This is a genomic window from Nesterenkonia maliinae (genome assembly GCF_051262655.1).
GTDB lineage: Bacteria > Actinomycetota > Actinomycetes > Actinomycetales > Micrococcaceae > Nesterenkonia.
In genome coordinates, this window is record NZ_JBIMEY010000010.1 from 1 (window position 1) to 13,252 (window position 13,252).

Genomic DNA, 13,252 nt, shown 5'->3' on the forward strand with positions numbered 1-13,252 from the left:
GTAGTCGACTCCCAGCTGGTTGGGCACGGTGACCAGCACGGTGTCCGCGGCCTGGACGGCCTCGTCCCTGGCGAGCTCCTCGACCAGCACGTCGGGCTCTGCGGTGAAGCTGCGCCCGAAGATCGCGCGGGTCTTCTCGTCGATCATGCCGATCTGGTCCTTGGAATCGCGCTGACCCAGGAAGTAGGCGCGGTCCTGGTCCGAGACGATGGGCAGGATCGAGCGGGAGACCGAGACTCGCGGCTCGAAGCCGTGGTCCTGCTTGGCCCATTCCTCACGGAAGGCCTGGATCTGCTTGGCCTGCTGGATGTGGAACGGCTCACCGGTCTCGTCGTCCTTCAGCGTGGAGCTCATCAGGTTCATCCCGCGCGAGGCCGCCCAGCGTGCCGTGGCGTCGGAGCCGGCGCCCCACCAGATCCGCTGACGCAGACCCTCGGAGTGCGGCTCCAGGCGCAGCAGTCCCGGCGGGTTGGGGAACATCGGGCGCGGGCTCGGTTCGGCGAAGCCCTGGCCGGAGAGCACCTGCAGCGCCACCTCGGTGTGCCGGCGGCCCATGTCAGCGTCGGACTCGCCGTCGGCGGGCTGGTAGCCGAAGTGCCGCCAGCCTTCGATGGCCTGCTCTGGTGAGCCGCGGGAGATGCCGAGCTGAAGCCTGCCCTCGGCGATGAGATCCGCCGCGCCGGCGTCTTCGGCGAAGTAGAGAGGGTTCTCGTAGCGCATGTCGATCACGCCGGTGCCGATCTCGATCCGCGAGGTCTTCGCGCCGACGGCGGCCAGCAGCGGGAACGGCGAGGCCAGCTGCCGGGCGAAGTGGTGCACCCGGTAGTAGGCCCCGTCGACGCCGAGCTCTTCAGCCGCCACGGCAAGGTCGATGGACTGCAGCAACACATCAGAGGCAGACCGGGTCTGCGAATGCGGTGAGGGCGTCCAATGTCCGAAGGAGAGGAATCCGAGGTTTTTCACATTTGAAGGAACATCCTCGGATGCACACCTATTCCACGGTGCGGCGCGAGCTGCTGGTAGAGCTGCCGTTCCGGCTACTGCGCGAGCTGGCGCTCCGCGGTGAGGACCACATTGGCGAGCAGCTCTGCCCGGGTCATCGGTCCGACGCCGCCGGGGTTGGGCGAATACCAGGACGCCACCGACTCGATGCCCGGGGCGAGATCGCCAAAGATCTTCGCCTTGCCGGTCTCCGGGTTAACCTCGCGGGTGACTCCCACGTCCAGCGCGATCACGCCGGGCTTCAGATCCGCCGGGTCGATCATGTGCTTGACCCCGGCGGCGGCGACGACGACGTCGGCGCTCCTCAGGTGCGCCGCCAGGTCCTTCGTGCCGGTGTGGCACAGGGTCACGGTGGCGTTGACGTCGCGTCGGGTCAGCAGCAGCCCGATCGGTCGGCCGATCGTGACTCCGCGTCCGACGACGACGACGTGCTTGCCGCTCATGTCCAGGCCGTAGTGATCGAGCAGATCCACGCACCCCTTGGGCGTGCACGGCAGCGGGGTGGTGATCTCGTCGTTGACGTTGGCGACGAGCCGGCCGAGGTTCATCGGGTGCAGCCCGTCCGCGTCCTTCTCCGGGGAGATCGCTTCGAGCACCTGCTGGGTGTTGAGCTGCTTGGGCAGCGGCAGCTGCACGATGTAGCCGGTGCAGGCCGGGTCGGTGTTGAGCTTCTCCAGCTCGGCGAGCAGCTGCTCCTGGGTGGTGTCGGCGCCGAGCTCCACCTGGATGGAGTTGATCCCCACCTCGGCGCAGTCGCGGTGCTTGCCGGCCACGTAGGACTGGCTGCCCGGATCGGCTCCGACCAGCACGGTGCCCAGGCCCGGGGTGACCCCGCGGGCCTTCAGCGCGGAGACCCGTTCGGCCAGGTCAGCCTTGAGCGCCTTGGCCGTGGCCTTGCCGTCGAGGATCTGCGCCGTCTGAGACGTCTGTGCCTGCTGGGGACCCTGGGTTTGCTGCGAAGTCTCGGTCATCGGCGGCTTCACCACTCCTCAAGGCCCTCGTAGAGCGGGAAGGCCTTGGTCAGGGCGGAGACGCGGGACTTCAGCCCGTGGAGGTCCGCATCGGGCTTCAGCGCCTCGGCGATGATGTCGGCGACCTCGCTGAACTCCTTCTCGGCGAATCCACGGGTGGCCAGGGCGGGGGTGCCGATGCGCAGACCGGAGGTGGTCATCGGCGGACGCGGGTCATTGGGCACGGCATTGCGGTTGACCGTGATGCCGACCTCGTGGAGCCGGTCCTCTGCCTGCTTGCCGTCGAGCTCAGAGCCGCGCAGGTCGACCAGGACCAGGTGCACGTCGGTGCCGCCGGTGAGCACAGAGACGCCGTGCTCGGTGACATCGGGGGCGACGAGCCGCTTCGCCAGGATCTGGGCGCCTTCGATGGTGCGCTTCTGCCGCTCGGCGAACTCCTCGGTGCCGGCGATCTTGAAGGCGATGGCCTTGGCCGCGATGGCGTGCATCAGCGGGCCGCCCTGCTGACCCGGGAAGACCGCGGAATTGATCTTCTTCTTGTGCTCTTCCTTGGTCAGGATGATGCCCGAGCGGGGACCGGCGAGGGTCTTGTGCACGGTGGTGGTGACCACGTCGGCGTAGGGCACCGGGTTCGGGTGCAGACCTGCGGCGACCAGGCCGGCGAAGTGCGCCATGTCGACCCAGAGGATCGCTCCGACCTCATCGGCGATCTCGCGGAATCGCGCGAAGTCGAGCTGGCGGGGGTACGCGGACCAGCCTGCGACGATCATGTCGGGCTGTTCGGCGATGGCCTGTTCGCGGACCTTGTCCATGTCGATGATGCCGGTCTCGGCGTCGACCTCGTAGGCGGCGATCTCGTAGAACTTGCCGGAGAAGTTCAGCTTCATGCCGTGGGTGAGGTGTCCGCCGTGGGCCAGCGAGAGGCCCATCAGCTTGTCGCCCGGCTTCAGGAAGGCGGTCATCACCGCCACATTGGCCTGGGCGCCTGCGTGCGGCTGGACGTTGGCGTGCTCTGCGCCGAAGAGCGTCTTGGCGCGTTCAATCGCGAGGTTCTCCGCGACGTCGACGAATTCACAGCCGCCGTAGTAGCGCCGCCCCGGGTAGCCCTCGGCGTACTTGTTCGTCAACACCGAGCCCTGTGCTTCAAGAACGGCGCGCGGCACGAAGTTCTCGCTGGCGATCATCTCGAGGGTGTCGCGCTGGCGTCCCAGCTCATCCGAGATCGCCTGTGCGATCTCTGGATCGACCTCGGCAAGTGGGGCGTTGTTGATATCCGATGTGCTCATGCTCTGAAGCTCTCCTTGCGGATGAATACGGGGCAGCGTGAGCCAGTCTATCGCCCAGCGGGGCCGGTCCATGCCGGATCGCCGGGCCTGACCCCCGTCAGGACAAGGATGTGACACACAGCCGATTTTATTGTGAATGACTCATATGTGCGGCACACTGGGATGATGACCTCCACCGACTGGCCTGCCCGGCTGCGCGAACGCGGACTCCGCGTCACTCGCCAGCGCCTGGCCGTCCTGGAGGCTGTGTCGGCCCAGCCGCACAAGCCGGCCGAGGCGATCCACGCCTCGGTGCGTGCAGCGCTGCCCGAGATCACGGTGCAGTCGATCTACACCGTGCTCCATGACCTCACCGCGCGGGAGCTGCTGCGCCGATTCGACCCTCCGGGCTCCCCCGCCTGCTATGAGACCCGCACGCACGACAACCATCACCACGCGATCTGCACGCTGTGTGGTCGCATCGAGGACGTCGAGTGCGTCCACGGTGAGGCGCCCTGCCTGCAGGCCCCGGCAAGCCTGGGCATGCAGATCCAGATCGCCGACGTCGTCTTTCGCGGGGTCTGCAGAACCTGCACGGACGGCTCAGCCGAGCTCGTCGGCTCCGGCTCCGCCGAAGCCTGACCGGCGTCCCGGCGCACACGCCGCGCCAGCACTCACACGCCCTCGCATCTGGGCGGCACATCCGGGCGTCACCGAAGCCTCTGCACACACGAGATCCCCCGCAGGGAACCGTGGCTCCCTGCGGGGGATCTCGTGGAGAAGACGTTGATCACATGTCTTCTTCTTCCTCCATCGTCTCTTCTTCCATGGGCTCTTCCTCCATGGGCTCTTCTTCCATGGTGTCTTCCTCTGTGCCCGTATCCTCGACTTCGCCGTTCTCTGCCGGCTCTTCAGTCTCGGTTCCGCCGTCGTCACAGGCCGTGGCGCCGAAGAGTGCCAGGGAACCGATGCCGACGACGCCGGCGAGGGTGCGGAGCTTGCTTGTTTCGGTGGTAGCCATGATGTCTTGACCTCCGTCATTCGCATCGAGAGATGCTGCGCGGTCTTTCCGCGGTCTGTCATCGTTGAGGGACCGTGTCAGATCACTGTGATGACCCGAGTCCATTCTGCGCAGACCGCAAGCTTCTGCGAAAGCAGAACCGGCCGCTCCGACGCGATTGGATGGAAGCTCCTACCGGACGTGAAGCCCCTGTTGCTCTGGCTCCTTGATTCTGAATGAATGCTGGGCGTGGACCGGAGGTCATCCGCCCAGGAGCGGGATCAGACCAGTCCCGATCAGACCAGGTCGTTGAGGATCTGCTGCAGCTGCTCATTTTCGATGACCGTGTCGTCCTCAGGCTGCTCGGGCGTGCCGGCCTCGTCCCAGTCGGTGACGGTGACCTCGAGGTCTTCGTCCTCACCGGGCAGGACCAGGCCCATGAGCTGCGGTGACCCCTCGTCGGCGAGCACCGCCAGCTCGACCTCCTCGTTGGAGTAGACCCAGACGTTCTGGCCCTCCCGGGTGTCCACGGATGATTCGAGGTCGAGCTCGGCCAGCGAACCCACATCCAGGGTCTCGGTGATCTCGGCGCGCAGCATCTCCAGCACGGCGGCGGGGGTGCGCGGCACGGAGGGTTCGGCGTCGCTGACGTCGACCCATTCGCCCGCGGCGCTGAGCGCTGTGTCGAGCTCCGCGGCGTCGACCTCCGGCTCCACCTCGGGCGGGACCTGCGCCTGATAGTCGAAGACAAAGGCTTCGACGCTCTGATAGGCGTCGTCGCCGAAGCTCAGCACCTGGAAGTCCGGGCTGTAATCCAGCACCGCGGCAGAGTCGCCCTCGAGCTCCCCGGTCACCGAGAGCTCGAAGCTCTCTCCTTCGCCTTCGAAGAACTCCGGCGCGTAGCCGAAGAGCTGATGTCCGCGCTCGAGGCCCGCGACCATGTTGATGCTCACACTGGGCTGATCCATGGAGGACTCCCAGATGGCGTCCTCGATCTCCGCGAGGTCCGCGACCACTTCGTCGTCCTCGTTCTGCGCAATCTCCTCCGGGGCCACGCCCTGGTCCTCGGCGCCGTCGGGGTCGAGGTTCTCCTGCGGGTTCTCCTCTTCACGGGGGTCTTCCCCACCGCAGCCGGCAAGCGCCAGGGCTGCGATGCTCAGCACCGCCGTCATACCGAATGCTCTGCTGACGGCCTTCGGGGACGTCTTCGTCGTGTTGCTCATGGTGTCTACCTTCCACTGTGTGTCAGGGCCCTGCACCGGTGTCCAGGTGCCCCGTTGCTCCACAACCCCCCATTGTGCTGAATCTCTGGTGCTGAGATCTGGTGCCGCTCAGGCCTCAGCCTCGTCGTCGTTCGCCTCGGTGTCCCAGCCCTGCTCCGCGGCGATCGCTTCGAAGATCTCCTCCAGGGTCATCACGTTCTCGGGCTCCTCGGGCCGCTGTGCCTCGTCCCAGGCACTGAACGCATACGTCGACCCCTCGTCGCGCATCTCAAGCAGGTAGGGCGCGCCCTGCGCGGCGACCACCAGCTCGGTGGCACCGTCCGCGGTGGCATAGACGTAGACGTCGGTGCCGTCCCGGGTCTCCACCGTCCCGTCCATCGCGGCGGCCTCCTCGCCGTCGAGGTCGCGCTGCCAGGTGCTGATGAAGTCCTGGGCGGAGAACACGGCCCCGGCGCCCTCGGTGCTGAACTGGACCCACTGCTCGGCGACCACCGAGGTGATGAAGTCCTCCTCGAGGAGGACAGCCGTCTCGTCGTCCAGCTCGCTCATCAGCAGCGTGGCGAAGTCTTCTCCGCGGAAGTACTCCACTCCATCGGCGGCGCGCTGGGTGAAGCTCAGATCCCCGGCGGTGAAGGTCATCTCCGAATCGCTGCCGTCCATGGCGCCGTGGATCGACAGGTCGCCGGTGTCGTCTTCGGCGATGTCCTCGAACATCTCATCGACGTCGGCCTCGGCCGCCCGGATCTCGCCCTCGATGCTCACGGTGTCTGCGGTCAGCATCGCGTCCCACATGCGGTCCTGGATCTCTCCGAAGGTCGGGACCTCGGGCTCGGCGGCATCGGCGTCGTCCGCGAAGGGGTTCCCCGCGCAGCCGGTGAGCAGCACGACGGCGGCGAGGCCGCTGCCTGCCAGGGCCGAGCGCTTCATGGGGCCTCCTTGGGGACGTTCGTATTCCTGACCGCGGAACCGCGAGCGGGGACGATGCCGGTGGGAATCTTCAGCGTAGCGCCTCGAGGGCCACCGGCACCGGGGATGTCAGAGGAGCCGGGGATCCCCGGGGCGCTTCACGCGCAGCCACCGGTAGCCGTAGCCCTCCAAGGTCACGTCGGTGGCGTGCTCGGCGTCGACGGCGCAGGCACCGTCCTGGAGCAGGTCGATGAGTTCGGTGCCCTTCTCCTCGTCGTGGAGTGTCAGCGGCACCACCAGCGACTTCGGCGAGAGGTTGTGGATCAGGATCATCGACTGGTCACCGCTGGTCATCCGGTGGGCCAGCACCTCGTGATGGTGCTGGTCCAGGATCGTGAGCTCGCCCCAGCCCAGCTCGGGGCAGTCGCGGTAGCGCCGGGCCAGCCGGCTGACGTGGTGCAGCAGCGATTCGGGGTCCCGGCGTGCCTGGGCCGCGTTGACGTGCTGCGGACCGAAGGGCCCCTCCACGACCTTGCGGGCGAGCTTGGAGGGTCGGGCCGAGGAGAATCCGCCGTTCTTGTCCTGGCTCCACTGCATCGGTGTGCGAACGGCCTCACGTCCGGGCACCTCGAGGTTCTCCCCCATGCCGATCTCCTCACCGTAGAAGAGCACCGGTGTCCCGGGCAGCGAGAACAGCAGCGAGTAGGCCATCTTGATCCGGCGCGGGTCGCCGTCGAACATCGCCGGCAGCCGGCGGCGCAGGCCCCGTCCGGCGAAGCGCATCTCGTCCTCGGGGGCGAAGGTGTCGAGCACCTCGTCGCGCTCCTGGGCTGAGAGCAGGTCCAGGGTGAGCTCGTCGTGGTTGCGCAGGAAGTTCGCGTACTGGGTCTCGACCGAGAGGTTCTGCGGGCGCTCCGAGAGGGCCTCGGCGAGCGGCCTGGCGTCTTCGCGGGCAAAGGACAGGAAGGTCTTCTGGTTCACGGTGAAGTCGAACTGCATGGTGAGCTGGTCGCCGTCTTCGCCGCCGAAGAAGGCCAGCTGGTCCTGGTGCGGAAGGTTGACCTCACCGAGGACCATCGCGGAGCTGGTGCCGCTGGAGCGACGTTGGAGGAAGGCGCGCAGCGTGCGCAGGTAGTCGTGGGGCTCCAAGAACTCGTGCTGATCGGCGCCGGTGAGCGTGGTCTGGTTGATCGCGAAGGGCACGGCGTCGACCCGGAAGCCGTCCACCCCGAGCTGGAGCCAGAAGCCCATGGTCTTGGTGATCGCCTCGCGGACCTGCGGGTTCGCGGTGTTGAGGTCCGGCTGGGTATGCAGGAAGTGGTGCAGGTACCACTCCTGGGTCTTCTCGTCGTAGGTCCAGATCCCGTCCTCCTGGCCGGGGAACATGGCCTCCTCGGAGGTGTCCGGCGGGGTGTCGCTGCGCCAGACGTAGAAGTCTCGGTAGGGGCTGTCCTTGGAGGCCCGGGACTGGCGGAACCAGGGGTGCTGGTCCGAGGTGTGGTTGATGACCAGATCCACGATCACCCGGATCCCCCGGTCGTGGGCCACCCGGACCAGCTCGACGAAGTCCCCGTGATCGCCGTAGCGCGGGTCGACGCCGAACATGTCGGAGATGTCGTAGCCGTTGTCGCGGCGCGGTGAGGGGTAGAAGGGCATGAGCCAGAGGCAGCTGACGCCGACGTCGGCCAGGTAGTCGATGCGCTGGGTCAGTCCGGGCAGGTCCCCGATCCCGTCCCCGTCGGAGTCCAGGTAGGTCTCCAGGTCCACGCAGTAGATGACGGCGTTCTTGTACCAGAGGTCTGCGGTGTCGGTGATGCGCATCAGGCGCCCTTCAGTTCGGGGAGGATCGCATCGCCGGCGAGATCGAGCCAGGGCCGCTGCTCCTGGCCCACGTGGTGGAGGTAGACCTGGTCGAACCCGGGCTCGACGGCGGCGCTGATCCATTCGGTGAGCTGGCCCGGCTCCGCGGAGATCCAGACGGCCTTCGATACGGTCTCGAGGCTGACCTCGGCGGCGGCGGAGTCGAAGTGCTCCGGGGTGGGCAGGTCCTGGTCCAGCGGTGCGCCGAAGACGTTGGTGCGCCACTGGTCATGGGCGATGGCCTCGGCCTGCTCCTGGGTCTGCGCCCAGCTCAGGTGGACCTGCAGCATCGCCGGGCCCTCGCCTCCGGCCTCTCGGTAGGCGCTGAGCACCTCGTTCTGCGCGTCATCGGGCTGGTTCAGCGTGATCATGCCGTGGGCCCAGGTGGCGGCGAGGCGTGCGGCCTCGGGGGTGATGCAGGTGGCGTAGAGCGGGATGGGCTCGGCGGGGCGGTCGTAGAGGTAGGCGTCGTCCACGCTGACGAATCCGCGGTGGCTGACGATCCGTTCTCCGCGGTGCAGCCGGGAGATGATGTCGGCGCACTCGAGCAGCCGGCGTCGTCGGGTCTCCTTGTCCATCCAGAGCTCACCGGTGACGTGTTCGTTCATCGCCTGGCCGGCGCCCAGGGCGGCCCAGTAGCGGCCGGGGAACATCTCTCCGAGGGTGGCGGTGGCCTGGGCGACGATGGCCGGGTGGTAGCGCTGACCGGGCGCGATCACCGATCCGATGGGGAACTCGGTGGTGGCCAGTGCGGCGCCGAGCCAGGAGAGGGTGAATCCCGAGTGGCCCTGCCGGTGGGACCAGGGCATGAAGTGGTCTGAGCTCATGGCGGCCTGGAATCCGACCGTCTCGGCGTGCTGGACGTCGCGCAGCAGCTGGGAGGGGGCGATCTGTTCCTGTGATGCGTGGAACCCGTAGATGGTCATATGCGAGTGCCTCTCGTCTCGTGTGCTTCTCTAGAGGCTACTGAGAGTGGCCGGGTGATCACCTGGACGTGAGAGAACTGTGACCTGGAGGTGCGGCTGGCCCGGCGCCGAGCGACCCAGTTGCGCGGTCAGCGCGCGGCGTCGTCGCCCTGGGCCGCGACACCCTGAGCAGCCTCGCCCTGAGCAGTGTCGCCCTGGGCAGCACGGTGCGCGTCCTTATGGCCCAGATAGACCTCGGCGTTGCTGCGCAGCCCGGCGATCTCCTCCGCGCTGAGCTCGCGCCGGACCTTCGCGGGGACCCCGGCGACCAGCGACCGCGGCGGGATCTGCGTGCCTTCGAGCACCACCGCGCCGGCGGCGATCAGGCTCTGCTCGCCGATCACGGCCCCGTTCATGATGGTCGCGCTCATCCCGATCAGCGATCCGTCACCCACGGTGCAGCCGTGGACCACCGCGGCGTGACCCACCGAGATCCCGGCACCGAGGGTGCACGGATGCCCGGGATCGGCATGGAGCACCGCATTGTCCTGCAGGTTCGTCCCTTCGCCCACGACGATCGGAGCCGAGTCACCCCGGACCGAGACGCCGTAGAAGGCGGAGGAGTCGGCCGCCATGGTGACCTCCCCGGTGATCGCGGCGTTGGCGGCGAGGAACACGCCCTCACCGATCTGAGGCGTATGTCCGTTGACGCTGAGCACATGTGCCATGAGATGACTCCTGGGATCCGGAGGGTAGCGGGACGTGCGGGGAGGCTGTTGCTGGGGTCAGTATCCCTGGGCGGGATCGACCAGGCCCAGCATCGGCTCCCCCGCGATGAAGCGGCGGTGGTTGGCCAGGATCCGTTCGCGCAGCAGCGGCACCACCATCTCGGTGGTGTCGGCGGTGTGCGGGGTGATCAGGCAGTTCTCCAGGGCCCAGAGCGGGTCCGAGTCGGGAAGCGGCTCGGGGTCGGTGACATCGAGACCTGCCCCGCGCAGGGTGCCGCCGGTCAGCGCCTCGACCAGCGCGGCCTGGTCCACCAGGCTTCCGCGGCCGACGTTGGCGACCACGGCGCACTCGGCCAGCAGCGCCAGCCGATCGGCGTTGAGCAGGTGCCGGGTGGTGGGAGTGGCCGCCGCCGCGAGTGCCACGACCTCGGCGCCCTTCAGCGCCTCGTCGAGACCCTCGAAGGCCACGGTGACATCGGCGTGCTCCACCGGCTCTGCGGTGCGTCGCACCACGGTGACATGGGTGTCGAACGCCTTGTAGAGCCGGACGATCTCCGCCGCGACACCACCTCCGCCGACGACGACGCAGCGCAGCCCGTTCAGCGAGATCCCACCCTCGGTGCCCCAGCTGCTCGCCAGGGCACGACCCTTGAGCCCGCGCAGCGCGGCGAGGGTCAGTGCCAGCGCGTGCTCGCCGACGGGCTTGGCGTAGGAGCCCTTCGCGGAGGTCCAGGTCAGGTCCGGGAACCGGGTCAGGATCTCGGAGTAGAGCTCGATGCCGGCGCTGGGCAGCTGGACCCACTTCACCTGCGGGTTCGCCTCGAGGACCTCGGTGAGGTTGAGCTTCTTGAACATGCCGGTGACGATGATGCCCTCGGGCTGTTCATCGTGACCGACCAGTTCGGCGCCCTGCTCACGCAGCCCGGCCAGAAGCTCGGGGTCGCCTTGGGGCATGATGTGGATTCGTTGCGTCATGTAATCATCCTGCCACGCCAACACCCCCACCTTCACGAATCACCTGGACTGAAGTGTTTTACCGGGCCCATGACGGGCCCGGTAAACACTGAGAGGGGAGGTAAACGGTGGAGGGAGTCAGGCCTTCAGTCCGTCGATGATGCTGTTGAGCGTCGCCGAGGGGCGCATCGCGGCGAAGGCCTTGGCCTCGTCGGGGCGGTAGTAGCCGCCCAGATCCACCGGTTCGCCCTGGACGCCGTTGAGCTCGCTCAGGATCTGCTCCTCCTTGGAGGTCAGCTCCTCTGCGACCGAGGCGAAGCGCTGGGCCAGCTCGGTGTCCTCGGTCTGCTTGGCCAGCTCCTGGGCCCAGTACATGGCCAGGTAGAAGTGCGAGCCGCGGTTGTCGATGGTGCCGATCTTGCGTCCCGGCGAGCGGTTCTCCATCAGGAAGGTGGCCGTGGCGCGGTCCAGCGCGGAGGCCAGCACCTTCGCCTTCGGTGCCTGGGCCTGCTCGGCGTACTTCTCCAAGGAGGGCACCAGGGCGAAGAACTCGCCCAGGGAGTCCCAGCGCAGGTAGTTCTGCTCGGCGAGCTGCTGGACGTGCTTCGGCGCGGAGCCGCCGGCGCCGGTCTCGAAGAGGCCTCCGCCTGCCATGAGCGGCACGATGGAGAGCATCTTCGCCGAGGTGCCCAGCTCGAGGATCGGGAAGAGGTCGGTGAGGTAGTCGCGCAGCACGTTGCCGGTCACCGAGATGGTGTCCTCGCCGCGGCGCAGCCGCTCCACGGTGTACTTCGTGGCAGCCACCGGGTCGAGGATCTTGATCTCGAGCCCGTCGGTGTCCAGCTCGCCCAGGGCGTGGTCGACCTTGTCGATCATGGTGCGGTCGTGCGCGCGCTTCTCATCGAGCCAGAACACGGCGGGGGTCTCGAACTCGCGGGCGCGGGTCACAGCCAGCTTCACCCAGTCCTGGATGGGGGCGTCCTTGGTCTGGCAGGCGCGCCAGATGTCGCCGACCGAGACCTCGTGCTCGAGGAGCACGTCACCGGCGGCGTTGGTGACCTGCACGGTGCCGGCGGCGTCGATCTCGAAGGTCTTGTCGTGGGAGCCGTACTCCTCGGCCTTCTGCGCCATCAGACCGATGTTGGGCACGGTGCCGATGGTGGTCGGGTCATAGGCGCCATGGGCGCGGCAGTCCTCGATGACCGCCTGGTAGACCCCGGCGTAGGAGGAGTCGGGGATGACTGCGAGAGTGTCGTCGGTCTCTCCGGTGGGGCCCCAGGCCTTGCCGCCGTTGCGGATCATCGCGGGCATGGAGGCGTCCACGATGACGTCGGAGGGGACATGCAGGTTGGTGATGCCCTTGGAGTCATCGACCATCGACATCCGGGGTCCGTCGGCCAGGCCCTGTTTGATCTCGGCCTTGATGGCGTCTCCGGCCTCGCCGAGCTTCTCGGCGCCGGCCAGGATCGAGGCCAGGCCGTCGTTGGCGGAGAGCCCTGCCTCGGAGAGGGTCTTGCCGTGCTTCTCGAAGACCGTCGGGAGGAAGGCGCGCACGATGTGGCCGAAGATGATCGGGTCCGAGACCTTCATCATGGTGGCCTTCAGATGCGCCGAGAAGAGGACGTCCTCCTCCTTGGCGCGGGCCACCTGGGCGGCGAGGAACGCGTCGAGCTCGGCGGCGCGCATCACGGTGGCGTCCACGACCTCACCGGCCTTGACCGGGAGGGAGTCCTTGAGCACCGTGGAGGTGCCCTCGGTGGAGATGTGGGTGATGGTGAGCGTGTCCTCGGCGTCGAGCACCACGGACTGCTCGTTGGCGGCGAAGTCGCCGGACTCCATGGTGGCCACGTTGGTCTTGGAGTCGGCGCTCCAGTCGCCCATGGAGTGCGGGTTGGCGCGCACGTAGTTCTTCACCGAGGCGGGGGCGCGGCGGTCGGAGTTGCCTTCGCGCAGCACCGGGTTCACGGCGGAGCCCTGAACCTTGCCGTAGCGGGCGCGCACGTCGCGCTCCTCGTCGGTGGAAGGGGACTCGGGGAAGTCGGGCAGCGCATAGCCGGCGGACTGCAGCTCGGCGATGGCGGCCTTGAGCTGGGGTGCCGACGCTGAGATGTTCGGCAGCTTCACGATGTTGGCCTCCGGCGTCTTCGCCAGATCGCCGAGCTCGGCGAGGGCGTCGCTCTCGCGCTGGTCCTCGCGGAGGTACTCCGGGAACTGCGAGATGATGCGGCCTGCGAGGGAGATGTCGCGGGTCTCGACCTCGACCCCGGCGGGGGCGGCGAAGCCCTCCACGATGGGCTTCAGGGAGAAGGTGGCCAGCATCGGGGCTTCGTCGGTGTTGGTATAGATGATCTTTGCCGTCGGCATGGATCTCCTCAAGTTTGGTTTTATGGTGTTTCTCTGGTCACAAATCTACCTCAGATGGCTCTGCTGGCCCGGGT

Annotated in this window: 12 protein-coding genes; 1 reads left to right on the plus strand and 11 read right to left on the minus strand. The window is 67.6% G+C overall.

The window, feature by feature from the left end; genetic code table 11:
* The 3 genes from ACHAA4_RS13885 to glyA all read right to left on the minus strand — a co-directional run.
* A partial coding sequence (locus tag ACHAA4_RS13885; protein WP_435774773.1) for an LLM class flavin-dependent oxidoreductase occupies positions 1 to 963 on the minus strand: 963 nt, incomplete at its 3' end.
* A gap of 74 nt (positions 964 to 1,037) precedes the next feature.
* Entirely contained in the window at positions 1,038 to 1,973 is a 936-nt protein-coding gene (locus ACHAA4_RS13890; RefSeq protein WP_435774774.1) for a bifunctional methylenetetrahydrofolate dehydrogenase/methenyltetrahydrofolate cyclohydrolase, read from the minus strand.
* Between the two features lie 8 nt (positions 1,974 to 1,981).
* Positions 1,982 to 3,259 (minus strand): serine hydroxymethyltransferase, encoded by a 1,278-nt coding sequence (gene glyA / locus ACHAA4_RS13895; RefSeq protein WP_435774775.1) that lies wholly within the window; start codon positions 3,257 to 3,259, stop codon positions 1,982 to 1,984.
* 165 nt (positions 3,260 to 3,424) lie between these two features.
* On the opposite strand from glyA, the gene ACHAA4_RS13900 reads away from it, so the two are divergent.
* A complete protein-coding gene (locus tag ACHAA4_RS13900; protein WP_435774776.1) occupies positions 3,425 to 3,880 on the plus strand; it encodes a Fur family transcriptional regulator in 456 nt (151 codons plus the stop codon).
* A gap of 148 nt (positions 3,881 to 4,028) precedes the next feature.
* Here ACHAA4_RS13900 and ACHAA4_RS13905 read toward each other — a convergent pair whose 3' ends face one another.
* The 8 genes from ACHAA4_RS13905 to ACHAA4_RS13940 form a co-directional block, all read right to left on the minus strand.
* Positions 4,029 to 4,259 carry a hypothetical protein gene (locus ACHAA4_RS13905; RefSeq protein WP_435774777.1) on the minus strand — a complete coding sequence of 77 codons (231 nt, stop codon included), beginning with the start codon at positions 4,257 to 4,259 and terminating at the stop codon, positions 4,029 to 4,031.
* Between the two features lie 275 nt (positions 4,260 to 4,534).
* Positions 4,535 to 5,461: a hypothetical protein gene (locus ACHAA4_RS13910; protein WP_435774778.1), complete on the minus strand. Its 927-nt coding sequence runs from the start codon at positions 5,459 to 5,461 to the stop codon at positions 4,535 to 4,537.
* 108 nt (positions 5,462 to 5,569) lie between these two features.
* Entirely contained in the window at positions 5,570 to 6,388 is an 819-nt protein-coding gene (locus tag ACHAA4_RS13915; protein ID WP_435774779.1) for a hypothetical protein, read from the minus strand.
* Between the two features lie 108 nt (positions 6,389 to 6,496).
* Complete coding sequence (locus tag ACHAA4_RS13920) at positions 6,497 to 8,188, minus strand: alpha-amylase family protein (RefSeq protein WP_435774780.1); 1,692 nt, start codon at positions 8,186 to 8,188, stop codon at positions 6,497 to 6,499.
* Complete coding sequence (locus ACHAA4_RS13925; protein ID WP_435774781.1) at positions 8,188 to 9,153, minus strand: TIGR03885 family FMN-dependent LLM class oxidoreductase; 966 nt, start codon at positions 9,151 to 9,153, stop codon at positions 8,188 to 8,190. The genes ACHAA4_RS13920 and ACHAA4_RS13925 overlap by 1 nt, the downstream gene beginning before the upstream one ends.
* Before the next feature lie 128 nt (positions 9,154 to 9,281).
* Positions 9,282 to 9,860 (minus strand): gamma carbonic anhydrase family protein, encoded by a 579-nt coding sequence (locus ACHAA4_RS13930; protein WP_435774782.1) that lies wholly within the window; start codon positions 9,858 to 9,860, stop codon positions 9,282 to 9,284.
* Between the two features lie 57 nt (positions 9,861 to 9,917).
* Positions 9,918 to 10,835 carry an NAD(P)-dependent oxidoreductase gene (locus ACHAA4_RS13935; protein ID WP_435774783.1) on the minus strand — a complete coding sequence of 306 codons (918 nt, stop codon included), beginning with the start codon at positions 10,833 to 10,835 and terminating at the stop codon, positions 9,918 to 9,920.
* Between the two features lie 117 nt (positions 10,836 to 10,952).
* Positions 10,953 to 13,178 (minus strand): NADP-dependent isocitrate dehydrogenase, encoded by a 2,226-nt coding sequence (locus tag ACHAA4_RS13940; RefSeq protein ID WP_435774784.1) that lies wholly within the window; start codon positions 13,176 to 13,178, stop codon positions 10,953 to 10,955.
* Positions 13,179 to 13,252: the final 74 nt, after the last annotated feature.